Source organism: Sphingopyxis sp. SCN 67-31, from assembly GCF_001725095.1.
This window is the reverse complement of sequence record NZ_MEFH01000089.1, coordinates 1-23,913: the sequence shown is the minus strand read 5'-3', so window position 1 is coordinate 23,913 and position 23,913 is coordinate 1. Positions and strand designations below refer to the sequence as shown.

General features: G+C 67.4%; 24 protein-coding genes and 1 pseudogene. 11 read left to right on the top strand and 14 right to left on the bottom strand.

Annotated elements, in window-relative coordinates; translation table 11 throughout:
• Positions 1-131 precede the first annotated feature (131 nt).
• The 3 genes and pseudogenes from ABS88_RS18220 to ABS88_RS18210 all read left to right on the top strand — a co-directional run bounded on the left by ABS88_RS18220 (position 132) and on the right by ABS88_RS18210 (position 3,520).
• The gene (locus tag ABS88_RS18220; protein WP_353745110.1) at positions 132-1,382 is read left to right on the top strand and encodes a P1 family peptidase; all 1,251 of its coding nucleotides are present in this window, start codon (positions 132-134) and stop codon (positions 1,380-1,382) included.
• A gap of 5 nt (positions 1,383-1,387) precedes the next feature.
• Positions 1,388-2,465: pseudogene (locus tag ABS88_RS18215) on the top strand (NAD(P)/FAD-dependent oxidoreductase).
• Between the two features lie 47 nt (positions 2,466-2,512).
• Positions 2,513-3,520 carry an isoaspartyl peptidase/L-asparaginase family protein gene (locus tag ABS88_RS18210; RefSeq protein ID WP_286750270.1) on the top strand — a complete coding sequence of 336 codons (1,008 nt, stop codon included), beginning with the start codon at positions 2,513-2,515 and terminating at the stop codon, positions 3,518-3,520.
• A 102-nt stretch (positions 3,521-3,622) separates the two neighbouring features.
• Here ABS88_RS18210 and ABS88_RS18205 read toward each other — a convergent pair whose 3' ends face one another.
• The 3 genes from ABS88_RS18205 to ABS88_RS18195 all read right to left on the bottom strand — a co-directional run bounded on the left by ABS88_RS18205 (position 3,623) and on the right by ABS88_RS18195 (position 4,764).
• Positions 3,623-3,898, bottom strand: coding sequence for a hypothetical protein (locus ABS88_RS18205; RefSeq protein WP_067106103.1), 276 nt, complete (start codon positions 3,896-3,898; stop codon positions 3,623-3,625).
• Between the two features lie 180 nt (positions 3,899-4,078).
• Complete coding sequence (gene sciP, locus ABS88_RS18200; protein WP_067106105.1) at positions 4,079-4,378, bottom strand: CtrA inhibitor SciP; 300 nt, start codon at positions 4,376-4,378, stop codon at positions 4,079-4,081.
• Between the two features lie 2 nt (positions 4,379-4,380).
• Positions 4,381-4,764, bottom strand: coding sequence for a hypothetical protein (locus ABS88_RS18195; protein WP_067106108.1), 384 nt, complete (start codon positions 4,762-4,764; stop codon positions 4,381-4,383).
• A gap of 144 nt (positions 4,765-4,908) precedes the next feature.
• On the opposite strand from ABS88_RS18195, the gene mnmA reads away from it, so the two are divergent.
• From mnmA to ABS88_RS18170, 5 genes are all read left to right on the top strand, one after another.
• A complete protein-coding gene (gene mnmA / locus ABS88_RS18190) occupies positions 4,909-6,042 on the top strand; it encodes a tRNA 2-thiouridine(34) synthase MnmA (RefSeq protein ID WP_286750269.1) in 1,134 nt (377 codons plus the stop codon).
• Between the two features lie 92 nt (positions 6,043-6,134).
• Positions 6,135-6,554, top strand: a complete 420-nt coding sequence (locus ABS88_RS18185) for a hypothetical protein (RefSeq protein ID WP_286750268.1) — start codon at positions 6,135-6,137, stop codon at positions 6,552-6,554.
• Positions 6,555-6,839: 285 nt separating this feature from the next.
• Complete coding sequence (locus ABS88_RS18180) at positions 6,840-7,535, top strand: DsbA family oxidoreductase (RefSeq protein ID WP_286750267.1); 696 nt, start codon at positions 6,840-6,842, stop codon at positions 7,533-7,535.
• Between the two features lie 58 nt (positions 7,536-7,593).
• A complete protein-coding gene (locus ABS88_RS18175; RefSeq protein ID WP_067106112.1) occupies positions 7,594-7,905 on the top strand; it encodes a hypothetical protein in 312 nt (103 codons plus the stop codon).
• Between the two features lie 141 nt (positions 7,906-8,046).
• Positions 8,047-8,280, top strand: a complete 234-nt coding sequence (locus ABS88_RS18170; protein WP_067106114.1) for a DUF2171 domain-containing protein — start codon at positions 8,047-8,049, stop codon at positions 8,278-8,280.
• A gap of 230 nt (positions 8,281-8,510) precedes the next feature.
• On the opposite strand, the gene ABS88_RS18165 is transcribed toward ABS88_RS18170, so the two are convergent.
• The gene (locus ABS88_RS18165; RefSeq protein WP_286750266.1) at positions 8,511-8,993 is read right to left on the bottom strand and encodes a hypothetical protein; all 483 of its coding nucleotides are present in this window, start codon (positions 8,991-8,993) and stop codon (positions 8,511-8,513) included.
• A gap of 289 nt (positions 8,994-9,282) precedes the next feature.
• On the bottom strand, positions 9,283-9,435 hold the full coding sequence (locus tag ABS88_RS18160; RefSeq protein ID WP_169799637.1) for a hypothetical protein: 153 nt from the start codon (positions 9,433-9,435) through the stop codon (positions 9,283-9,285).
• 152 nt (positions 9,436-9,587) lie between these two features.
• Here ABS88_RS18160 and ABS88_RS18155 point away from each other — a divergent pair, with 152 nt between their 5' ends.
• The gene (locus ABS88_RS18155; protein ID WP_286750265.1) at positions 9,588-10,085 is read left to right on the top strand and encodes a hypothetical protein; all 498 of its coding nucleotides are present in this window, start codon (positions 9,588-9,590) and stop codon (positions 10,083-10,085) included.
• 71 nt (positions 10,086-10,156) lie between these two features.
• On the opposite strand, the gene ABS88_RS18150 is transcribed toward ABS88_RS18155, so the two are convergent.
• The 6 genes from ABS88_RS18150 to ABS88_RS18125 all read right to left on the bottom strand — a co-directional run bounded on the left by ABS88_RS18150 (position 10,157) and on the right by ABS88_RS18125 (position 18,879).
• Positions 10,157-10,387 carry a hypothetical protein gene (locus ABS88_RS18150; RefSeq protein ID WP_067106118.1) on the bottom strand — a complete coding sequence of 77 codons (231 nt, stop codon included), beginning with the start codon at positions 10,385-10,387 and terminating at the stop codon, positions 10,157-10,159.
• Between the two features lie 133 nt (positions 10,388-10,520).
• Positions 10,521-11,582, bottom strand: coding sequence for a ribonucleotide-diphosphate reductase subunit beta (locus ABS88_RS18145; RefSeq protein ID WP_286750264.1), 1,062 nt, complete (start codon positions 11,580-11,582; stop codon positions 10,521-10,523).
• Positions 11,583-11,716: 134 nt separating this feature from the next.
• A complete protein-coding gene (locus tag ABS88_RS18140) occupies positions 11,717-12,031 on the bottom strand; it encodes a hypothetical protein (protein WP_286750263.1) in 315 nt (104 codons plus the stop codon).
• 102 nt (positions 12,032-12,133) lie between these two features.
• Positions 12,134-14,077, bottom strand: a complete 1,944-nt coding sequence (locus ABS88_RS18135; RefSeq protein WP_212598475.1) for a ribonucleoside-diphosphate reductase subunit alpha — start codon at positions 14,075-14,077, stop codon at positions 12,134-12,136.
• A gap of 689 nt (positions 14,078-14,766) precedes the next feature.
• The gene (locus ABS88_RS18130; RefSeq protein ID WP_286750262.1) at positions 14,767-17,055 is read right to left on the bottom strand and encodes an EAL domain-containing protein; all 2,289 of its coding nucleotides are present in this window, start codon (positions 17,053-17,055) and stop codon (positions 14,767-14,769) included.
• An 81-nt stretch (positions 17,056-17,136) separates the two neighbouring features.
• Positions 17,137-18,879 carry an acyl-CoA dehydrogenase gene (locus ABS88_RS18125; RefSeq protein ID WP_286750261.1) on the bottom strand — a complete coding sequence of 581 codons (1,743 nt, stop codon included), beginning with the start codon at positions 18,877-18,879 and terminating at the stop codon, positions 17,137-17,139.
• Between the two features lie 77 nt (positions 18,880-18,956).
• Here ABS88_RS18125 and ABS88_RS18120 point away from each other — a divergent pair, with 77 nt between their 5' ends.
• Positions 18,957-19,889, top strand: coding sequence for an L-threonylcarbamoyladenylate synthase (locus ABS88_RS18120; protein ID WP_286750260.1), 933 nt, complete (start codon positions 18,957-18,959; stop codon positions 19,887-19,889).
• Between the two features lie 19 nt (positions 19,890-19,908).
• Here the strand turns inward: ABS88_RS18120 and ABS88_RS18115 are convergent, their stop codons facing one another.
• From ABS88_RS18115 to ABS88_RS18105, 3 genes are read right to left on the bottom strand one after another with little or no spacing between them, the layout of a single operon-like run.
• Positions 19,909-20,811 carry a DMT family transporter gene (locus ABS88_RS18115; RefSeq protein WP_286750259.1) on the bottom strand — a complete coding sequence of 301 codons (903 nt, stop codon included), beginning with the start codon at positions 20,809-20,811 and terminating at the stop codon, positions 19,909-19,911.
• Positions 20,812-20,849: 38 nt separating this feature from the next.
• Positions 20,850-22,451 (bottom strand): S10 family peptidase, encoded by a 1,602-nt coding sequence (locus tag ABS88_RS18110; protein WP_286750258.1) that lies wholly within the window; start codon positions 22,449-22,451, stop codon positions 20,850-20,852.
• Between the two features lie 53 nt (positions 22,452-22,504).
• Complete coding sequence (locus ABS88_RS18105) at positions 22,505-23,284, bottom strand: SDR family NAD(P)-dependent oxidoreductase (protein ID WP_286750257.1); 780 nt, start codon at positions 23,282-23,284, stop codon at positions 22,505-22,507.
• A gap of 219 nt (positions 23,285-23,503) precedes the next feature.
• On the opposite strand from ABS88_RS18105, the gene ABS88_RS18100 reads away from it, so the two are divergent.
• Positions 23,504-23,913 (top strand): carboxyl transferase domain-containing protein (locus ABS88_RS18100; protein WP_286750256.1); only part of this gene is annotated, 410 nt, incomplete at its 3' end.

The window sequence follows — 23,913 nt, the reverse complement described above, 5'->3', positions numbered from 1 at the left end:
GCGGATACGACCGAAAAGCTAATAAATCTCTGCGATCCTCCGCGCCGAGGGACCAGCGGTCCGCAATCCCTTTTGCCAATGGGACCGCGGACGTATAGGCAGAATTTCCTGTCCCGCCGCGGAGCCGATCCTTGCGTCCATCTTTCGTTTCCCGCAGCCTTTCCGCTTTCGTCGGTCTTGGGCTGCTTTGCGCAGCCTTCGGGGATCTGGGGCGATCGTGGGCGCATGATGCGGAAAAGCCGGCTCCCGCCGCCGCGGAGCGCGTTCGGGCGCGCGACATCGGCATCGCGCCCGGCCTGTTCGCGCCGGGGCCGCTCAATGCCATTACCGACGTGGGCGACATTCGCGTCGGACAGGTGACACGGATCGAGGGCGCCGACGTCCGCACGGGCGTGACCGCCATCCTGCCGCACGGTGGCAATCTGTTTCAGGACAAGGTGCCGGCGGGCGTCGTCGTCGCGAACGGCTTCGGGAAATTCGCGGGCACGACGCAGGTCGCCGAACTGGGGGAGGTCGAGACGCCGATCGTCCTCACCAACACGCTGAACGTCGCGCAGGCGATCGACGGCATCGTCGACTGGACGCTGCGCCAGCCGGGGAATGAATCGGTGCGGTCGGTCAACGCCGTGGCGGGCGAAACCAACGACGGTCATCTCAACGCTATCCGCAAGCGGGCGATCACCCGCGCCGACGTCGTCGCGGCGATCGAAGGCGCGCGGCCGGGGCCGGTCGCCGAAGGCAGCGTCGGCGCGGGCACCGGTACCATGGCGTTCGGCTGGAAGGGCGGGATCGGAACGAGTTCGCGGGTCCTGCCGCCGGCGCTGGGCGGCTATCGCGTCGGCGTCCTCGTCCAGACCAACTATGGCGGCACGCTGGTCATGGACGGCCTGCCGGTCGGCCGGGCGCTGGGGCGCTATTATCTGAAGGACCATGGCGAGCGGACGGCGGCGGACGGCTCGATCATCCTGGTCGTCGCGACCGACGCGCCGCTCGGCGACCGCAACCTGACCCGTCTCGCGCATCGCGCGATCGCCGGGCTGGCGCGAACCGGATCGGCCTTTTCCAACGGCTCGGGCGATTATGCCATCGCCTTCTCGACCGCCGCCGAGGTGCGCCGTACGCCCGCGCGGCGCGCCGGGATCGCGGCCTATCCCGAATTGTCCAACGATGCCGTCTCGCCGCTGTTCGTCGCCGCTGCCGAAGCCGCCGAAGAGGCGATCTACAATTCGCTGCTGATGGCGACGACGGTCGAGCGGCAGGCGACGGCGGAAGCGCCGGCGGCGCGCGGCGAGGCGCTCGACATCGCAGCGGTCAGGGCGCTGATCGCGCGCCACCGCCCGCCGACGGACAGCCGGCATGAAACGAAAAGGAGCAGCCGTTGAAGCGCGTGGAGATCGTGGTGATCGGGGGCGGGATCGCGGGCGTATCCGCCGCCGCGCTGTTCGCAAGGCATGCGCCGACCGTGCTGCTCGAGCGGGAAAGCGCGCTCGGCTATCATTCGTCGGGACGCAGCGCGACCTTCTATCATTTCGGGATCGGCGACGATGTGGTGCGCGGCCTGACCGCGGCCAGCCGCTTCTTCTTCGCCGATCCGCCGCCCGGCTATTCGGACGTGCCGCTGTGGCAGGAAAAGGCGGCGCTGTTCATCGCCACGCCGCAGCACATGGATGAGCTAGTCGCGCTCGAAACGGAGATGCGCCGCTTCACGGACAGCATCGCCCGGGTCGGCCCGGACGAGATGCAGGCGATCGTGCCGGGGGCGGAAGCTCGACGCCGACCTGCTGCTCCAGGCCAATGCGCGCGCGCTGCGCGCGGCGGGGGGTGAGATCCGCTTCAACGCCGGCGTGACGGGGATCGCGCACGACGGCACGGAGTGGATCGTCGACACGGCCGAAGGAAGCTATGCCGCGAAGACGGTGGTCAACGCGGCGGGCGCCTGGGCCGACGAACTGGCGGTGCTCGCGGGGGTCCGGCCGCTCGGCCTGACGCCGCTGCGGCGCACGATCATCGGGTTCGACCCGCCTGAAGGCATCCCGATCGCGGACTGGCCGTTCCTCAAGACGGTTCAGGACGACGGCTTTTATATGCTGCCCGACGCCGGGCGCCTGCTCGTGTCGCCGATGGACGTCACGCCGTCGCCGCCGTGCGACGTCCAGCCCGAAGATTATGAGATGGCGCTCGCCGCCTGGCGCATCGAAGAGGCGACGACGCTGTCGGTGGGCCGGATTGCGCTCAAATGGGCCGGACTTCGCAGTTTCGTCGCCGACAAGGTGCCGACGGCGGGTTTCGCCCCCGACGCACCCGGCTTTTTCTGGCTGGCGGGGCAGGGCGGCTACGGCCTCCAGACGTCGCCGGCGATGGCGATGGCGGCGGAGGCGCTGCTGTTCGGCCTGCCGTGGCCGGGGCTGCTTTCGGAGCATGGCGTCGAGCCGCATCATATCCGTCCCGACCGGCTGTTCGCCTGACGGCGCGCCCGGTCCGAAGATCGTCCACCGCAACAGGGGAGTCCCGCATGCGTTTTCTGTCTCTCTTCGGCGCTCTTTCCCTCGTCGCCGCGCCGGCCGCCGGGGCTCAGTCGCCATCGCAGGCCTCGGCCCCGCCGGGCTGGACCATCGTGATCCACGGCGGTGCCGGCACGATCGAACGCGATCGCCTGACGCCCGAACAGGACAAGGAGATTCGCGCTGCGCTCGGCCGCGCGATCGATGCGGGGAGTGCGGTGCTCGCGGCCAAGGGCAGTTCGCTCGATGCGGTCGAGGCGGCGATCAAGGTGCTCGAGGACGATCCGCATTTCAACGCGGGCCGCGGCGCGGTCTTCACCTGGGAGGGGCGCAACGAACTCGACGCCGCGATCATGGATGGCCGCACCCGGGCGGCGGGCGCGGTGACGGGCGTGACGCGGACGCGCCATCCGGTCAGCCTGGCGCGCGCGGTGATGGAAAAGAGCCCGCATGTCTTCCTGAGCGGCGCCGGAGCCGACGGCTTCGCGGTCGAGCAGGGCCTGCAGCAGGTCGATCCGGAATGGTTCGCGACGCCCGAGCGCCGCCGGCAGCTCGAACGGATGAAGGCGAAGCAGCTCGGTTCCTATGACGTCGATCGCAAATATGGCACCGTGGGCGCCGTCGCCGTCGACGTCGAGGGGCATGTCGCCGCGGCGACCTCCACCGGCGGCCTCACCGGCAAGCGCTGGGGCCGCATCGGCGACGCGCCGGTGATCGGCGCCGGCACCTATGCCGACGATCGCGCCTGCGCGGTGTCGGCGACCGGCGCGGGGGAATATTTCATCCGCGTCGGCGCGGCGCACGAAATCTGCGCGCGCATCCGGATGAAGGGTGAGGCGCCCAGGCAGGCGGCCGACGCGGTCATGGCCGAACTGGAGGCGCTGGGCGGCACCGGCGGCGTGATCATCACCGGGCCCGGCGGGACCGCCGACTGGTCGTTCAACACGCCGGGCATGTATCGCGGCAAGGCGAGCAGCACCGGCGAGCGCAAGGTTGCGATCTACAAGGACGAAGACTGACCGGCTTCGACCGGGCGGTCTTCGCTGCGGTCATGTTCATGACAAAGGGCGCCGGAGGCCAAGCCTCCGGCGCCCTTGTTTGCCTTGGGCGAGCCGTTCGCCTTATTTCTTCTCGTCGACGGGCGGCACGGTCGCCGGGGGGGGCGCGACGGTTCCGTTGTCGATCGCGTCGGCCTTGGCTTCGCCGGCTGCTTCAACCGCGTCGGCCTTGTCCTCGGTGGCTTCCTTGGCGGGGCCTTCGGGCATGGCGTCGGCCTGGGCGTCGATGGCGTCCGCCTGGGCTTCGGCCTGATCCTCGACCTTGTCGGCCTGCGGGCTCTGGCAAGCGCCCAGCGCGAGGGCCGACGCGGCGGCGAGGGTGATCACAATCTTGCGCATATCGAGTTCTCTCCAAGTTTGACTCGGGGGCTTAACGCGGGATGAACGCATCGGTTGCAGGAAAATCGTCAAATATCGGAAGCAAGGCGATTCTTTCTTGATCCCGCCGCCGCTGGGGCGGGGTGCGGGGCAAAAAGAAGGCGCCCGAAGGCGCCCCCTTTCGTCCAGCGATGCTCGCGGTCAGAAGCGTTGCTGGCGCTCGTAGAGGTCGCGGTAGTGCTGGATGCGCGTGACGCGCAGGCCGGCCATGCCGCTGCGGTCGATCGAGCGCTGCCAGCTGGCGAATTCCTCGAGGCTCAGGCTATAGCGCTCGCACGCTTCGTCGACCGTCAGCAGCCCGCCATTGACCGCGGCGACGACCTCTGCCTTGCGTCGGACGACCCAGCGCGTGGTGTTCGGCGGCGGCAGCGTGTCCAGCGTCAGCGGTTCCCCGAGGGGGCCGATGACCTGGGCCGGGCGGATTTTCTGATTCTCGATCATGCTCATTCCATAATGTCTGCAACGGGGGGGATCGGTTCAACCGACATTCGCCGGTCTAGAAAGGCGGGGCTCAACATCGGCTGAAACCCTCTGGTAAACGGACCGTTCACGGTTTCGGTCAAATCCTGCGTTTCGGGCGACAGGTCGAAGAAGCGCGCGGGCCGTGCCGCCGCGTCCTGCATGTCGCCGCGCCTGCCCCCCAACAGGTCGCGGACGGCGCCCACCCGCACCGCATGCGCTTCGCCGTGTGTGCGCTCGCGCATCATCCGCACCGTCGGCAACGCCGCCTGCCGCGCGCTCGACACCGCCAGCAATATGTCGAAGCCGGGCTTCGACAGGCGGGCCGCACCGGCGAAGGGCGGAAGATCGGACGGCACAAGGTTCATGCCACCCGTCTAGCGGCAACCGCCTAAGGCCGCGTAAATGCTCATTTCAGAGCTTGTTAGCGAAGCTTAATCTCCGTCAATATTTTGACAGACGTCCCGGAAATACTGGCATCTCGCCGCTATCGTCCCTAGATGGCGGCCATCATGGCAGCGCTGCTCACCCCCGACCGACTCGGCGATTTCCAGCTCGCCGAACCGCTGAAGGCCCGGCGAATCGTCGTCGCCATGTCGGGCGGCGTCGATTCGAGCGTGGTCGCGGCGCTCGCCGCGCGCTCGGGCGCCGAGGTAATCGGGGTGACGCTCCAGCTTTACGAGCATGGCGCGAAGGCGAAGCGCGTCGGTGCCTGCTGCGCGGGCCAGGACATCCGCGACGCGCGCGCCGTCGCCGACCGGCTGGGTTTCGCGCATCATGTCCACGACCATGAAAGCCGCTTTCGCGACACCGTGATCGACCAGTTCGCCGACGAATATCTCGCCGGGCGCACCCCGATTCCCTGCGTGCGCTGTAACATGGGGGTCAAGTTCACCGACCTGTTCCAACTCGCGCGCGATCTGGGCGCCGATTGTCTGGCGACCGGCCATTATGTGCGCCGCGTGATGGGCCCTGCCGGCGCGGAACTGCACCGCGCGCTCGATCCGGCGCGCGACCAGAGCTATTTCCTGTTCGCGACGACGCAGGAGCAGCTCGATTTCCTGCGCTTCCCGCTCGGCGGGCTCGAAAAGAGCGCGGTGCGCGAGATCGCGCGCGAGCTCGGCCTCGGCGTCGCGGCCAAGCCCGACAGCCAGGACATCTGCTTCGTCCCCGACGGCGACTATGCGGGACTCGTGCGCAAGCTGCGGCCCGAAGCCGACGACCGGGGAGAGATCGTCCATGTCGACGGCACCCTGCTCGGCGCGCACAAGGGCCTGATCCACTACACGGTCGGCCAGCGCCGCGGGATCGACATCGGCGGGCAGGCCGAGCCGCTTTATGTCGTGCGGCTGGAGGCGGAGACGAAGCGCGTCGTCGTCGGCCCGCGGCGGGCGCTCGCGGTATCGGGCGCGCGGCTCGGCGAGGCGAACTGGCTCGCCGATGTCGAAGGGCGCGATGTGCTGGCGAAGGTTCGCAGCATGGCGAAGCCGGTGCCGGCGCGCATGGTGGGCGACCGGTTGCTGTTCGCGGCGCCCGAATATGGCGTCGCGCCGGGGCAGGCGGCGGTGCTCTATGACGCCGGCGATGCGAGCCGGGTGCTCGGCGGCGGGTGGATCGAGCAAAGCTTCGCGGCCGACGCCGCCTGATCCGAAGCGCGGCGCGCCCTCGCGGCGCGCAAGGATGGGATTGCACTTTTCCCGGCGATGCCGCAGCCTGCGGCCAGCAAGGGAGAAGAGCGATGATCAACTGGGTATTGCGCGGCGCCGTCCTGCTCTGGGCGCTGCTGTTCGCCATATTGGGCGTGCGGGGCGTGCTCGATCCCGCCACCTATGTCGAACAGTTCGGCATCGGTATCGATGGCGCCGCCGCGAATACGGTGCGTGCCGACATGTCGGCCTTTTTCCTGGTCGCGGCCGGCGGGGCGGCGGTCGGGGCGCTCGTGCCCGGCTGGCTTCGCGCGCTGCTGGTCCCCGCGGCGCTCTATGGCACCGCGCTTCTCGGCCGCCTGATCGGCGCCGCGAGCGGCGATGTGGTCAATGGCGGCATCGTCCAGGCGATGATCATCGAAGCGCTGTCCACCGCTCTGATGATCGGGGCCTGGTGGACCCTGTCGCGCTCCGCCCTGACGGCGGGCAGCGCCATGCCGGAGGGCGGCTGAACCGGGCCTTCGATACTCCGCCGATTGTCTTTTCGCCGATAATGTGAATAATGTTTCGCGGGTCGCAGCAGCTTTTCCCTTTTCGCGTGGGAAAGGAAGACCATGTCGCGAGATCAGGACAAGAGGGACCGGGCGGATCGGCGCTCGGGTGACCGGAGGGTAGCGGACGACCCGAATTACAAAGGGCCGGAGCGACGCAGCGGTGACGATCGCCGTTCGGGCAAGGATCGCCGTTCGCCTTCCTGAATCCGGTCAACACGCACGGCGGTGCGCAGGAGGACAATCGTGACCGACACGGCGACCCCGCGCCTCGACGTCGACATCGTATCCGACGTGATGTGCCCCTGGTGCATCATCGGCTGGCTCCGTTTCGAACAGGCGATGGCGCATTTCGCGGGGCGGCTGACCTTTCGCGTCCGCTGGCACCCGTTCGAGCTCAACCCCGACATGCCGCCCGAGGGCGAGGACGCGGCGAGCCACGTGATGCGCAAATATGGGATCAGCGCCGAACAGAGCCGCGCGAACAGCGAAAGGCTCGCTGGCGCGGCCGCCGACCTGGGCTTCGTCTTCAACCGCGGGCTCGCGTTCCGCATGCGCAACAGCTTCGACGCCCACCGGCTGCTCGCCTGGGCGGCTGGATGCGAAGCGGCCGAACCGGCGGGGACGGCGACCGGGGTCCAGACCGCGCTGAAGCTCGCGCTTTTTCGCGCCCATTTCACCGACAAGCGCGACGTCGGCGATCCGCAGGTGCTGGCCGATGTCGCGGCATCGGCGGGCCTTGATCCCGCGCGCGCCGCCACGATCCTCGCGGGCGATGCCTATGCCGAGGAGGTCCGCGCCGAAGAGGCGTATTGGGCCGATAACAATATCACCGGCGTGCCGGCCTTCATCCTCGGCGGACGTATGCTGATTCCCGGTGCGCAGGATCCCGAGGTCTTCGTCCGCATCATCGAGAACAAGCTGCTGACCGCCGCTGCCTGACGGAACGGCCGCGGCGCCTCGGGCGTTTCCCGGTCATCCCCCAGCGATGGAGCCGGTCATGGTCGACGAACCCCGCAACGACAAGAATGAAGCGCCCGAGGCGCGGAACCGCGAACAGCAGGACGAGGAGGCGCAGGCCCAGACCGTCGCCGAGGCCGCGCGCCGCGCTCGCCCGCTCGAAGACAGCCGGAAGACGAAGGCGCGCGACGAACGCGACGATGCCGAGGACCTGATCGACCATATGCGCCAGATGGAGCGATCGGGCCGGATCGACATGGACGCCTATCGCGGCGAGCGCAGCGACGATGACGAAGAGGCCGAACTGGGGCCGGGCGGCATCGAAGACGACGAACCGCGCGGCGCGCCCTGACAGACCCCATCCTGTCGCGAGACGCTGCGCGACCGCAGCTTTCGGGCGGTTCGTCGGAGCGCGCGGAGCCGAAGCGGGCCTTGCGCGTATCACCTCCATCGTCGCCGCGGAACGGACGGCGGCGCGGCAAGGAGACAGACCATGGCCGATCACGACCATAGCGCGATCAAGGAACATATGCATGTCATCGGCGCCGACGGCGTCCATATCGGCACTGTCGATCATCTCGACGGCGAGCGGATCAAGCTGACCCGCGCCGACAGCGGCGACGGCCGGCATCATTATCTGCCGGCTGGTCTTGTCGCTTCGGTCGATGGCGACACGGTTCGCCTGTCGGCGAACGCCGCGAACGCGGTCGACCTGTTCGAGGAATGATCGGATAACCAGAGGGCCGGGGGAGCAATCCGGCACCCCGGCACCGAAACTGGCCCGTCCCGACGCCCCGGGGCGGGCCATTTCCTTTTTGGCGAAAGCCGAGGTTAGCCCCTTCCCGCGCGGGCAATCGGTTGCGCATCGAAAAACGGAGCCGGACACGCGGACCGGCTCCGTTCGATACTCGCCCGGTCGCCACGCGGATCGCGGCGGCCGGAGCTTTTTGACTGACTTCAGCGCGTCGTTGCGTCGGCGTTCGTCTCGCCCTCGGCGCTGCCGCGCGCCTCGAGGCCGGCCTTCGGCAGCTTGGTCACCAGCGTACCCGCCGCGCCGTCAGCCTGCCGGTAGAGCGAGGAAAGCGGCACGTTGTAAAGCTTGCCGCCGTCGACCACCACCGCATTGTCGCCATCGATGCTTTGCACCGTGCCGATGCTCTTGCCCTTGGTGTCGGTGACCTGAACGCCGGCGCGTACCTCCTCGCGCGTCGCGAGGGTCAGCTTGGTCGCATCGGCGGTTCTGTTCACCGTGCCGTCGACGCGGTCGACCGTGTCGCCGACCGGCTGCGTCACCCGATCGACCGTATTGCCGACCGTCGCGCCCGGATCGACCTGCGCGCCGAGCGTGCCGCCAACGGCACCGCCGACGTCGAGCTGGGCGAATGCGGGAACCGCAAGCAGCGCGGTGCCCGCGGCGAATATCATCATCGTCTTGCGCATCATCATTCTCCATCGGGTATGGGAGTCCGCGAAGGGACGGATGCGGGTAAAACGAAGGATCGGCGGCGCTGTTGCATGGCGCCAAGTCGCGCCGACTGTCTGATCAGATGCTGCCGTTAGAAATTACCTATTTCTTACACACGCTTATGCTGAATCTGGAAGGATGGCGAAAAGCGCCGAGACGCCGCGAGGTTGCGACGAACGCGGCCGGCGGTAGCGGAATGGTCGTCGCAGACCATCGGCTTTCCGATTCGCTCTTGCAGCGGGCTTCCGACTTCGGCGCGAGGCGTCAGTGGCGGGACGCGGGCCGCGGCGCGATCAGCCGGTTCAGCGTGGCGATGCGCCGCCGCGCCGCGGTCCAGTCGCGCTCGGGATGCGCCTGAATCTGATAGAGGAGCGCGCGGACCTCCTTGCGGCGATCGCCTTCGGTCACGACCTGCATGGCATTTCTCCTTTTCCGGACCAGCCTACCATGCGCCCGCCGAGTCGGGCAAAGCGGTCGCCCGCAACCCGTCGTGGAGGGAGAGCGGAGTAGCGTGGCGCCGGGACGCGCGCGGGCTGGCGCGGTGCGGCGGCGATGCTATGGACCGGGCGATGACGCACCGGGGTTCCAGGATGATCGTGATCGGCCGGTTGAGGGCGAAGCCGCTGCTGGCGGGGCAATTGCTGTGCGCGCTGGCGGCGGCCGGCCTGATCGCGCGGCAGGCACGCGGCGCGAACGTGACGGAGGTCGCGATGAACCTGCTGTTCGGCAATCTGGTGGTGACCGCGGTTCTTGCGGCGGCGATCTTCGGCTTCGTCGGCTTCTTCCGCGCGTGGCGGCGCCGCGATGCCTGGATCGTCCACGACGGCGCGCAGCTCTATCGTGGCACCGACGCCGCGTGGCCGCTCGCGCTGATCCGCGACGTGGTGATCGAACGCAATGACCTCGGCATCGCGTCGCTGCGGCTGGTCGTCGACGATGACAGCGAGGTGACGCGCGAACTGGTCAAGCTCTACCTGCTCGAAGACTCGCCCGATGCGGTGCGCGGCGGCGTGATGTTCGCGGTGGGCCGCATGCGGAGCCCCGGTGGTTCGGTGTCGGTGCATTGATGCCGCGGCATTCGGGGGCGATTCCCCTGCAGGATCGTCTGGGGGAACCCGGAGCGACCGGAATAGCCGCCTTAAACCGAAAATCCGCCCTTGTTCCGCCGGTTGGAGTTCGCCGCCAGCACCTTCTTGCCCGTCGGGGTCAGCGCCCATCTGGCGCCCTGCTGCGCGACGAGGCCCAGCGCGACGAGTTCGTCGCGGATGGGGTCGGCGGCGAGTTGGGGGCGGCGGTTGGAGAGACCCTCGAGCGTCGCGCGCTGGGGCTGGCTGAGGATCAGGAGTTTGAGTTTCTTCTTTTCGGTCATTCTGTCGTCTCTGACTTCTGGTTCCTATGCGTCCGGGGCGGACATCGGATGCCCGCCCCGCCGTGATTGATGGGACGGAGCCCATAAATAAGTCTCGCTGCCCCTCCCGCGAGCAGGAGGGGGTAAGGAAGGGTTATTCCGCCGCGATGCCTGCCTTGGCGAACATGTCCTCGCCGTCGCTTTCGGCTTCGTCGACCGGCGCGTCGTCGTTCGCCTTCGCCTTCTTGCGGTTGTCGAAGCTGTCCCACACGCTATTCCAGTCGCCGCGCGTCGCCGCCTTCGAATATTCGGTGGCGCGGGTTTCGAAGAAGTTGGCGTGCTCGACGCCGTTGAGCAGCGGCGCGAGCCAGGGGAGGGGATGCTCCTCGATCATGTAGATCGGCTGGAAGCCGAGCTGCCCGAGGCGCCAGTCGGCGATGTAGCGGATATAGCGCTTGATCTCCTTGGGCGTCATGCCGGGGACTGGACCCTGCTCGAACGCCAGGTCGATGAACGCATCCTCGAGCCGCACCGTCTTCTGGCAGCAGTCGATGATGTCCTCCTTCACCGCCTTGGTCAGGCAGTCGCGTTCCTTGGCGAAGGCGTGGAACAGGCGCGTGATGCCTTCGCAATGCAGGCTCTCGTCGCGGATCGACCAGCTGATGATCTGACCCATTCCCTTCATCTTGTTGAAGCGCGGGAAGTTCATCAGCATCGCGAAGCTGGCGAAGAGCTGAAGCCCTTCGGTGAAGCCGCCGAACATCGCAAGCGTACGCGCGATGTCCTCGTCATTGTCGACGCCGAAGGTGCCCATATAGTCGTGCTTGGCGCGCATCTCCTCATATTCGAGGAACATGCCATATTCGCTTTCGGGCATGCCGACCGTGTCGAGCAGGTGCGAATAGGCCGCGATGTGGACCGTTTCCATGTTGCTGAACGCGGTCAGCATCATCTTGATCTCGGTCGGCTTGAACACGCGGCCGTATTTTTCGTGGTAGCAGTCCTGCACCTCGATGTCGGCCTGGGTGAAGAAGCGGAAGATCTGGGTCAGCAGATTGCGTTCGTGGTCGCTGATCTTCTGCGCCCAATCGCGGCAATCCTCGCCCAGCGGCACTTCTTCCGGCACCCAGTGAATCTGCTGCTGGCGCTTCCAGAAATCATAAGCCCAGGGATATTCGAAGGGCTTGTAGGTCTTGCGGGCTTCGAGAAGAGGCATGGTTCGTTTCTTTCGTCAGGCAATGGCAGCAGCAGGGCGGACAGGGACAGACGCCGGACGGCCCGGCGGGCGTCCGGCGTGATAGAAGGGGGTGCGCGGGCCCGGTGCCCCTGCCCCCGGTGCTCGTGCCGACGTCAGCCGGCGGGCGGGATATAGGGCGCGCCGAGCGTCGCGCGACTGTCGATCGCGTCGATCTCCTGACGCTCCCCGCTCAGGAACAGCATCAGGAAGGCGCCGAATCCGCCGAGAACGAACAGGATGATCGCGATCCACACCGCGCGCGCCGATGCCGTCACGCCGCGCGGCGCCGGGCCGGGCTCCAGATCGTTGGTCCGCTTGGCGAACAGGCGCGCCACGCCGCGCGCGTTGATGATGAGCCAGATCATCGCGACGAAGCTGACCAGCGTGAACAGCGCCGTCAGGATCGGGTAGTGGATGATGTCGCTCATCGCCATGCTCCGCTTCAGCCCGCCTCGCGTCGGAATAACGCGCGAGGGCTGCGGAGGATGCGTGGCGGCGCTCGCCGCGGGACAGGGATGCGCGTGCGCGCATCACTGGCACGCCAGGCATTCGTCGTAATCGGTGCTTTCGGCCGTGAGTTCGTATTTGGGCGCTTCGGCCGTGTTATCGGCCTCGACACCACCCGCGAAGCCCGCGCGCTGCACTGACTTGGACCGCAGATAATAGAGCGACTTGATGCCGAGTTCCCACGCGCGATAGTGGAGCATCAGCAGGTCCCACTTCTCGACGTCCGCCGGGATGAACAGGTTCAGCGACGCCGCCTGGTCGATATAGGGCGTGCGGTCGGCGGCGAGTTCGAGCAGCCAGCGCTGGTCGATCTCGAAGCTCGTCTTGAACGCGTCCTTCTCGTCCTGCGTCAGGAAGTCGAGGTGCTGGACGCTGCCGCCCTTTTCGAGGATCGAATTCCACACCGCGTCGCTGTTCTTCGCCTTGTCGACGAGCAGCGATTCGAGGTGCGGGTTCTTGACCACGAAGCTGCCCGACAGCGTCTTGTGGGTGTAGATGTTCGCCGGGATCGGCTCGATGCACGCGCTGGTGCCGCCGCAGATGATGCTGATCGACGCGGTCGGCGCGATCGCCATCTTGCAGCTGAAACGCTCCATCACGCCCTGGTCCGCGGCGTCGGGGCAGGGGCCGCGCTCCTTGGCGAGCAGCATCGACGCCTGGTCGACCTGCGCGCGGATATGCTTGAAGATGCGCAGGTTCCACGATTTCGCCATCGCGCCCTCGAAGGGCAGGCCGCGCGCCTGGAGGAAGCTGTGGAAGCCCATGACGCCGAGCCCGACCGAGCGTTCGCGGCTCGCGCTGTATTTGGCGCGCGCCATTTCGTCGGGCGCGCGGTCGATATAGTCGCTGAGGACATTGTCGAGGAAGCGCATCACGTCCTCGATGAACGGCTTGTCGCCGCTCCACTCGTCCCAGGTTTCGAGGTTGAGCGACGAGAGGCAGCAGACCGCGGTGCGGTCGTTGCCCAGATGGTCGCGGCCCGTCGGCAGCGTGATTTCCGAGCAGAGGTTCGAGGTCGAGACCTTCAGCCCCAGGTCGCGGTGATGCTTGGGCATCATGCGGTTCACCTGGTCGATGAAGATGATGTAGGGCTCGCCGGTCGCGAGCCGCGTCTCGACCAGCTTCTGGAACAGCCCGCGCGCGTCGACGGTGCCGCGGACGCTCTGGTCCTTGGGGCTGCGCAGGTTGAACTCGGCGCCGTCGCGCACCGCTTCCATGAACTCGTCGGTCAGGAGGACGCCGTGGTGGAGGTTGAGCGCCTTGCGGTTGAAGTCGCCCGACGGCTTGCGCACCTCGAGGAACTCCTCGATCTCGGGATGCGAGATGTCGAGGTAGCAGGCGGCCGAACCGCGGCGCAGGCTGCCCTGGCTGATCGCGAGGGTCAGCGAGTCCATCACGCGCACGAAGGGAATGATGCCGCTGGTCTTGCCGTTGAGGCCGACGGGTTCGCCGATGCCGCGGACATTGCCCCAATAGGTGCCGATGCCGCCGCCGCGGCTGGCCAGCCAGACATTCTCGTTCCAGGTGCCGACGATCCCCTCGAGGCTGTCGTCGACCGAGTTCAGATAGCAGGAGATGGGCAGGCCGCGGCCGGTGCCGCCGTTCGAGAGCACCGGGGTCGCAGGCATGAACCAGAGGCGCGAGATATAGTCGTAGAGGCGCTGGGCGTGGTCGGCATCGTCGGCATAGGCGCACGCGACTCGCGCGAACAGGTCCTGATAGGATTCGCCGGGCAGCAGATAGCGGTCCTGCAGCGTCTCCTTGCCGAAATCGGTGAGCAGCGCGTCGCGGCTGGAATCGGTCGTGACCTCGAATCGGCGCGCGTGCACTTTCGGCTCGCCCGAATCGCCCTGCCCGACGACCGGCGAATCAGTCTTCGATTCGGCCGCACCGGGCGCATCGTTTCTCGTCAGTTCCACCGTCGCCACGTCGTTCATCTCCACCCGTTCGGTCTCGCGAAAATCCATCCTGCTTCACCCCGTTTGCATGGCGCGCGACGGCGCCTTCGTTCTTGTCTTGTTCGACTCGGGGCGAAGCCCCAGCCTAGCATCTTTCGGCGCGTCGGGTGGGACATATTTGGCGCACCACGTCCTTTTCCCGCCCCTCTGCACGAAGAGCGACGGAAATCCGCCATTTGCAGCCAGATACAATTTCTTGGGGCCCCCCGACGGATCACCCACCACCTATAGTGCCACTTCGGCGCAGGGATGCAAGAGAGTAAATGCCCGATTACCGACTCGATTCGTCGCTGATTTGATTCGGTTCATCGCTCGCGCACGCTCCGCGACGCGCGCCGGTCACGCTATTCCGCGGCGTTCGACGCTTTCAGGTGCGTGGCCGTCAACGGCCGTGTCATGGCAGGGAGCGGGATGGGGGCAGTGGGGCCCGGGCGCGGACGGAAATGGCTCCATCCCGAATCGCCATTCGCCCAAAAAGAAAAGGCCCCGGCGATGCCGAGGCCCTTCCTGCAGTTTTTCAAGGCTTAGGCGGACGCGCCGCCGATGGCGCTACCGGAGCCACCAAGCCAACCCCAAAACCAACCCATGATCAATCTCCTGTCGGCACTGCCCCACGAAGAGAACAGTTAACCGCGCGTATACCTTAATTTTTAAGGTAAATCGAGTCTTAACCAATGGGATTGCCGCCAGATTGGCAGCTATGCGATGCGGCTGTGGGAGTTGGGAAAGATCGACGCGACCAGATCGGAAAACAACTGCGGTTTTCCAAGATGATAGCCTTGTCCGACATCGCATCCGAGTTGATGGAGCAACGCCATCGTCGGGGCGTCCTCGATCCCTTCGGCAACCGCGACGGCGCCCAGGCGATGCGCCAGATCGATGGTCGATTTGACGATTTCGAAGTTGCGCTGCGAATCGCGCATCGTCATCACGAATCGCTTGTCGATCTTGATCTCGTCGGCTTCGATCTCGGTCAGATATTCGAGGTTGGACTGGCCGGTGCCATAATCGTCGATCGACAGGCGGATGCCGGCACGACGAAGCTGCGCCAGCGTCTGGCGCGCCTGCCGGCTGTTCTCGATCTGCGCGGTTTCGGTAATCTCGATCGTCAGCAGTTCGGGCGGCAGATGATGCGCTGTGAGCATCACGCGGATCGTGCCGACGAGGTCGTCATGGTCGAGCAACGCCGCAGACAGGTTCACCGACATGTTGGCGTGGAGGCCGCGAGCATGCAGCTGGGCCGCCGACCGGATCGCCTGGTCCATGACGAACAGCGTCAGGCGATAGATGTCCTGGCTCTTTTCGGCCTGGACGATGAACTCGTCGGGCGGGATGGGGCCGCGCGTCGGATGCGTCCAGCGCACCAGCGCCTCCACGCCGACCAGCTGGCCGGTCGCGATGCCATATTGCGGCTGAAAGGCGACCCAGATGTCGCCGCCGGTCAGCGCGTCCTCGAGCTGCGAATGGAAACTCAATTGCCAGCCGGCGTCCTCCTGCTGGCGCGGCATATGTTTGGTCCACAGCGCGCGGGTGCGGACCGCGTGATCGGCGGCGACCAGCGCCGCGGCCAGCCGCTGCGCATTCGATCCCTCGAACTCGTCGTTGACGCCGAAGGCGATCGCGACGTCGATGCGCGCGCCGCCGATCGTCAGCGGGGCGTTGAACAGCGCGGCGAGGCCCGCGAGTTGCGCCTCGATCTGGCTGTGCTGATAAAATGGGACGAGCCAGGCAAAGTTGCCGTCGGGGTCGTGGTGCAGCGCCGTCGACTGCGACGCGAGCTGCAGGCGGCGTGCGACCTGCTCGACGAGTTGCTGGCTGCCTTCGCCGGGCAGAAAGGCGACGAGATCGCCGAAATTGACCAGCTTTGCCGCAACCACGGTGTGGCTTCCGAACGGCGCCTGCGACCGTAGCGCCTCGAAATTGGGTAGCCCCGATACGGGATTTTCGTGGAGCGCCGATTCGCGGCGGCGGCGGCGCGAAACATTGGCACCGAACACCCCGATCAGGACCAGTGCGGCGCCGATCGAACAGGTGACGAGCATCGTCGTCAGCCAGACCTTGACGACGATCAGCGCCGCGATCGTGCCCAATGCCGTCGCATTGAACCATCGGCCACGGCGGAAGGCGACGGCGCCCAACGTCGTGAGGAGGGCGAGTGCGAACGCCGGCATCCAGCCTATATCGGCCGGATTGCCGCGCTTCAGCGTCTCCGCGCCGATGACATGGATGAAGGCGCCCGGCACGCGATTATGTCCCGGCAGAAAATGCGCATCCTGAAAGGAGGGGGCGGTGGGTGCGAAGACGACATCCTTGCCCGCCAACTCGCGCCCGCCGACCTTTCCCGAGAGCAGGTCGATGGCCTCATAAACAGGAATGGAGCTGGTTCGATAGGAATAGTCGAGCGCGAAACTGCCGATCGGAAGCGACCGCTGCGCCAACAACGCGGAAAAGCTCGGAACGGTTTTCCCGCCGATCGAGACGGCCGTCGCGAGACGCCAGACCTGCCAGAAATCATATTCCAGCCCTATGCTGGCCTGACCGGCGGCAGAGCCGAACGCGGGACTGGGCAGGAACGTCGGCTGGAAATCGCCGGGCCTGTTCGAGCCGGCAACCAGCCCCAGGACGACCCGGTCGCCCATGCGGCGAATGGCCCCGGTCAGTCGGGGAAAGTCGCTGTCCGCCTCGCGTCGGTTGTAGTAGAAATCGATGAACAGCCGCCGCGCGCCGGCGGCATTGACCGCGTCGACGACCTGTGCGTGCTGTGTCAGCGAAAAGCTGGATTTGGGCGAATTGTCGAGCGTTCGCTCGTCGATTGCGACGACCACTATATCGCCCGACACCGGTCGCCAGGCGAACCGGCCGATGGCCGCTTCGACCAGCCGGTCGAGCGGCACCGCGGCCGCCGACAGGCCGACGAGCACGCTCAACAGCAGCGACAGGCCGATGGACTGCCAACTGATGATCAGGCTTCTGACCGGATTGGGCACGCACGTCTCCAGCGATTGCCCGCCGTGCTTAGGACGCGATGGTTATCATCGCGTTAATCATGCGCCCGACCCCGGCGGAAATCAGCCGATCCGCGGTAGCGTGGGAAGCACGGCGTCGCCTGCGAGCACGGCGGCGGCCAGACCCGTCGCGGCGGGCACGATCTGCTGAAGATAGAAACGCGTCGAGGCGATCTTGGATCCCAGAAAGGCGGCATCGCCGTCGTCCGCTTCGAGCGCCGCTTTCGCCGCCCGATGCTCGATCGCCATCAGCCAGCCGCAGGTCGCCGTCGCGAGCATGGTCAGATAGGGATAGCTGCCCGCAAGCCGGTCGGGCATGCTCGCCTGTTCGAGCCAGTCGGTGACCGCGCCGCACGCCTCGGCAAGCTGCGCCAGTTCGGGGAAATCGGCGCCGCCGTGCGCGATGTCGGCGATCAGCGAGCGCACGCCCTCGCCGCCGGCAAGGCCGAGCTTGCGTCCGACGAGGTCGGCGGCCTGAATGCCGTTGGTGCCTTCATAGATCGGCGCGATGCGCGCGTCGCGGTAATGCTGCGCGGCGCCGGTCTCCTCGATGAAACCCATGCCGCCGTGGACCTGCACGCCGAGGCTCGCGACCTCGCAGCCGATGTCGGTCGCATGCGCCTTCGCCAGCGGGATCAGGACGTCGGCGCGCAGCGCCGCGGCAGCGTCGCCCAGCTTGCCGAAATCGGTCTGCGCCGACGCATAATAGATGAGCGCGCGCGCGGCCTCGGTCTGCGCGCGCATCCGCCACAGCATGCGCTTGACGTCGGGATGATGCTCGATCGTCACCGGCGTGCGGTCGGGCGAACCCGCGAGTGCCGACTGGACGCGCTCGGCGGCATAGCGTTGTGCCTGCTGCAGCGCGCGTTCGGCGATCTGGACGCCCTGACAGCCGACCATCAGGCGGGCGTTGTTCATCATCACGAACATCGCGCGCATGCCGCCCATCTCTTCGCCGACGATCTCGCCGAGGCAATCCTCCTCCTCGCCATAGATCATCACCGCGGTCGGCGAGCCGTGGATGCCGAGCTTGTGTTCGATCGATGCGCAGCGCACGCCGTTCGAAATCGTCGGCCGCCCTTCGGCATCGAGCCGGTATTTGGGGACGAGGAACAGTGAGATGCCGCGCGTCCCCTCGGGCGCGCCCGGCGTGCGCGCGAGAACGAGGTGGACGATATTGTCGGTAAGGTCGTGCTCGCCGAAGGTGATGAAAATCTTCTGCCCCCTGATCCGGTAGAGGCCGGCATGTTCGCCCTCGGTCACCTTCTCGGCGGTCGAGCGCAGCGCGCCGACGTCGCTGCCCGCGCTCGGCTCGGTCAGGTTCATCGTGCCGTTCCACTCGCCGGTGACGAGCTTCGGGAGCCAGGTCCGGCGCTGTTCCTCGGTGCCATAGGCCATCAGCGCGTGAATCGCGCCGGGGGTCAGGATGTTGCACAGGGTGAAGCCCATGTCGGCGCTGCCCAGCGCCTCGATCACCACGGTCGCGAGGGTGAAGGGCAGGTCCTGCCCGCCATAGGCGGCGGGGCCGTCGAGGCTGCCCCAGCCCGCCTCGACGAATTGCCGATAGGCTTCCTTGAAACCCGGCGGCATGGTCACCTTGCCGTCTTCCCAGCGGGGATTGTTCACGTCGCCGACGCGGTTGAGCGGCGCGTAGACCTCTGCCGCGAAGTCGCCGATGCCGGTGACGATCGCCTCGACCATGTCGGGGGTCGCGGCGGCGAAGCGCTCGTGCTGCGCCATCGCGTCGATGCGGGCGATATGGTCGAGGACGAATAGATGTTCGGTGGTCGGCGCGGTGTAGGTCATGAAGCGTCCCGTTTTAGGGGGTGATTCCGTTGCAGCCGGCGCTATAGCGCGGCATGGCCGATGGTCCAATCGAGAGTATGGCAACCGAAGTCCGCGCCTTCGACGCCGACACGGTCGCGCGCGCCGCGACGCTCGTCGCGCAGGGGCTTCCGGTCGCGGTGCCGACTGAAACGGTCTACGGCCTCGCCGCCGATGCACGGAACGCCGATGCGGTCGCGCGCATCTATGCCGCGAAAGGGCGGCCTGACTTCAACCCGCTGATCGTCCATGTGCCCGATCTGGCAGCGGCCGAGGCGCTGGGGGTGTTCGGCGCGGCCGAGCGCACCCTCGCGGCGCGCTTCTGGCCGGGGCCGCTGACGCTGGTGGTGCCGCGCACACGCGACTGCCCGGTTGCGCGCATCGCGACGGCGGGGCTCGACACGATCGCGCTGCGCGTCCCGGCGCACCGCGCGATGCAGGCGCTGCTTGCCGCCAGCCGCGCGCCGCTCGCCGCGCCGAGCGCCAACGCCAGCGGCCGGGTGAGCCCGACGAGGGCGGCGCATGTGCTGACGAGCCTCGACGGACGGATCGCGCTGGTGATCGACGACGGCGCGACGACGGCCGGGGTCGAATCGACGATCGCACGGGTCGTGGACGGCGCGGTGGAGGTGCTGCGACCGGGGCCGGTGACGGCGGCGATGCTCGGCGCAGCCAGCGGCCTCCCCGTCCGCGGACGCAAGGGGGCCGACGTCGTTGCCCCCGGTATGCTGGCAAGTCATTATGCGCCGGGCAAGCCGGTGCGGCTGGATGCGGCTTCCTTTGCGCCCGACGAGTTCGGCATCGGCTTCGGTGCCCTGCGCGGCGACTATTGCCTGAGCGAGGCGGGCGACGCGACCGAGGCGGCGGCGCATCTGTTCGACGCGCTGCATGCAGGGGCGGCGAGCGTAAAGCCGCGGATCGCGGTTGCCGCGATTCCGGCCGATGGGCTGGGCGCGGCGATCAACGACCGGCTCGCGCGCGCGGCGGTGTGAATTCTTTATGTAGTAGAGCCTAAGCCGCTGCCGGTTCGACCGGATCTCTACGCGGGGTCTTGCGCGTGACGATCAGGCAGGCCGCGACGATCAGCAGCGCGCCGGCGATCGTCGGCAGCGTCACCGGCTCGGCATAGAAGAACCAGCCGAACAGCATCGCCCACAGGAAGCCCGTATATTCGGTGGTCGCCAGGATTTGCGCCTCGGCACGCGCATAGGCCCAGCTCAGCAGCAGCAGCGACAGGATGGCGAGCAGCGCGGCGCCGACGATCGGCGCAGCGTGGGCGGCGGCGGGAATCGCCGCGAACCACGGCGCCGCAAGCGACAGGAACAGCGCGACGAACAGATTCTGGTAGAAGGCGATCTCCGCCGGTCCCGCCATCTTCGCCTGCCGCCGCGCGAGGATGAGGTTGTAGGCGTAGCAGACCGCCGAAAGGAACACCGCGCCGACCGCCCACAGCGCCTGCGTGTCGTGCCCGCCGTCGCCCAACTTGCCCGCGACGATCACCAGCACCCCCGCGAATCCCAGCAGCGACGCGGCGATCGAGCGCCGCCCGATCCGCTCGCCGAGGAAGATCGCGGCCATGTAGAGCGCGAGCAGCGGCGCGACGAAGGCGAGCGCTATCGCCTCGGCCATCGGCAGCCGCGCGAGCGCCCAGAAGAAGCCGAGCGCCATGCCGGTGACGAACAGCGAGCGCCAGGCATGGATGCGCATCGTCGCCGCATCGGGGCGCGCCGGCCGCGCCGCGAAATAGACGAGACCGCTCAGCACGCTTCCCGCCATCGTGCGCCACAACACCGCATTATAGGCGCCGATGCCGATCGACAGCCCCTTCATCAGCACGTCCATCGACGAATAGGTCGCGATCCCCGCGCAGGCGACGAGGAAGGGGACGAGCGGCGAGGACGAGTCGGGACGCATGACGGGGCTTCGGCGCGATGAGATGACCGCCGCGCGGTTCAGTCGATATGGTCGGTGCGGCGGATGAAGTCGGCGACGTCGACGCGCATCTCGCGAAGCAACGGGACGTTGACATAGACCATGTGGCCGGCGGGATAATATTTATAGGCGATGTTCGCCTGCAGCTCCTTGGGAACCGGCAGGTGCTGAAGCTCGTACCAGCCCGCGAAATAGGGGGTCGAGACGTCGAAATAGCCGCCGGTGACGAGCAGCTTCATCTGCGGATTCTGCTTCATCGCGGCCGCCAGGTCCGGCAGCACGTTGGGGAGCGCGATCAGCGGCCTGCCGGCCTCGGGTGGTTCGTGCTTGTAATCCCAGCTTCCATAGACGCCGAGGCTGCCCTCGTAATGCCGGCCCTCGCCATAGCCGAGCGTGCGCCGGGCGTAATCGTTGAACGCCGCGGTGTAGGCGCCGCCGATCGCGCTGCCCTGCGGATCGTAGGAGGCGGTCTTGCTCAGCGGGTCGAGCGTCGGCCCGGTGAAGCGCGTGTCGAGCGTCCCGGTCGTCTGGCCCTTGTCGGCGAGCAGTTCCTTCTGCATCGCGCCATATTCGATGCGCAGGTTCGTCTTGAGCAGATAGGCGAGCGGCAGCCCGGTATAGGCGTGGAGCCTTGCGGCGATCGCCTGCCGCTCATCGTCGGGAAGCCCGTTCCCCTTCATCAGCGCGAGCGCATAGTCGGTGGTGGCGAATTTCTCGACCTCGTCGAGGAAGGGGCGCAACTCGGGAGGATTGCCCGCGGCGCGCTTGTGATACCAGGCGGTCGCGGCATAGGTCGGCAGCGACACGATATAGGGCAGGTCGACCCCGGGGTTGAGCTGCGGGTCGTCGGGGATGAGGTCCCAGTTCAGGATGTCGGACAGCAGGATCACGCCGTTGAGGTCGATGTCCTGCCGTTGCAGCGCCAGCGTCATCCCCGCGGCGCGCATCGTCCCATAGCTTTCGCCATAGAGATATTTGGGCGATTTCCAGCGGCCGTGTTTCGACAGGAAATCGCGGATGAAAACGGTGAAGGCGTGGATGTCCTGATCGACGCCGAAGAAGGCGTCGGCCTTGTCCTTGCCCGCGACGCGGCTGAAGCCGGTGCCCGGCGCGTCGACGAAGACGAGGTCGCTGACGCCCAGCAGGCTCTGGTCGTTGGCGACGATGCGATAGGGCGCGCCGCCGTGAACCAGATCGGGCGTCTCGACGCGCACCGGGCCGAAGGCGCCCATGTGCAGCCACAGCGTCGGCGATCCGGGGCCGCCGTTGAAGAAGAAGGTGATAGGGCGGCTCTCGGCGGGGGCGCCCTCCTTGAAATAGGCGGTGTAGAACATCGACGCCTCGGCGTCGGGGACGTCTTTTCCGGCATCCTTGTCGCGGCGGCGTTCGGCGGCGAGCGTGTCGGTCCAGCCCTTCGGGTGGACGACCAGCGTGCCAGCCACCGCCTGATAGGCGATGGCGACGCCGTCGACCGTCACCGACCCCGCCGAGCGCACCTCGGTCGGCTCGAACATCGGGCCGGCGGGCGGCGCCGTTTCGGACGCGGCGCGCGGTTCCTTCGACTGGGCGGCGGCGCAGCCCGCAAGCAGGACGGCAAGGGCAAGGGCGGCGAAGGATTTCATGGATCGGACCTCGGGATCATTAGGGACGGGTCATGTGGGCGATGGTGCGGGGGTCAGCGAAAGCTCGCCTGTCCGGCGCCGTCGATGTTGAGCTTCTGCCCCGAACAATAGGGGTTGGCGTCGGAGACGAACCACAGCACCGCCGCGGCGACGTCGTCGGGCGTGGGGACGCGGCCGAAGGGGAATTTGGCGTCGAGATGGTGGATGTCGTCCTGGCCGGTGATCGCGCGTGCCAGCCGCTCGCCCATGTCGCTGACGGTCAGCGACGGTGCGACGATGTTGACGCGCACGCCGCTGCGCACTTCTTCCTTGGCGAGGGTGAGCGCCAGCGCCTCGGCCGCCGCCTTCGCCATGTTGTAGGGCGCGCCGTTCGCGGCGTGGTTCAGCGTCGCGACGCTCGATATGACGACGATATCGCTGCGCTCGTGCCGGCGAAGCTGCGGCAGCGCGAGGCGCGACAGGCGGTGGGCGCCGACCGCGTGGATGGCGAGCAGCTTCTCGACCTCGGCGGCGTCGGTGCCGGCGACGGTCTTGCCGCGGCTGGCGATGCCGGCGTTGTTGATCAGGATCGACATGGGGCCGAAATCGGCCTCGATCGCGGCGACCATCGCGGCGGACGCCGCTTCGTCGGCGACCGATGCCTGATAGGCCCGAGCCTTGCGGCCGAGTGCGATCACCCCGGCCACCGTTTCGGCGGCGGCCTCGCCATCGCGCGTATAGTTGACCGCGATATCGGCGCCCGCCCTGGCCAGCGCCAGCGCGATCCCGCGCCCGATGCCGCGCGAGGCGCCGGTGACGAGCGCGGTGCGGCCTGCGAGGGTGATGTCGGTCATTTTTGTCTCCCTTTTGTCCCCTCCCGCAGGCGGGAGGGGCAATGAGGCTTGGCAGCTTGCTGCCTAGCCGCAATGAGGTGGGCAGGCGACGCCGCGCCCCATGCCCACCCCGCTGCGACCAGCGCCTGCTGCGCAGGCTCAAGTCTCGCTGCCCCTCTCGTAAACGGGAGGGGAGAAAATGGGAATGACGTTTCCGTCAACGTAAGCTAGCGTCGCGCGATGAGCTGGGAAAAGGAAGTCGCCGAACTCGCCGCGCGGCGCGCGATGGCGGAGAAGATGGGCGGCGCCGAAAAGGTCGCGCGCCAGCACAGCCGCGGCAAGATGGACGCGCGGGCGCGGCTCGCCGCGATCGTCGACGCGGGCAGCTTTCGCGAGATCGGGCAGATCGCGGGACGGGGCACTTATGGTCCCGACGGCGAACTGGAAGATCTGGCTGCGAGCAACTTCATCTTCGGCCGCGCCAATATCGACGGGCGGCCGGTGGTCGCGAGCGCCGACGACTTTACCGTGCGCGGCGGCGCGGCCGACGCGGCGCTGCACCGCAAGTTCATCCAGTGCGAGGCGATGGCGCACGAATATCGCCTGCCGCTGATCCGCATGATCGACGGCACCGGCGGCGGCGGGTCGGT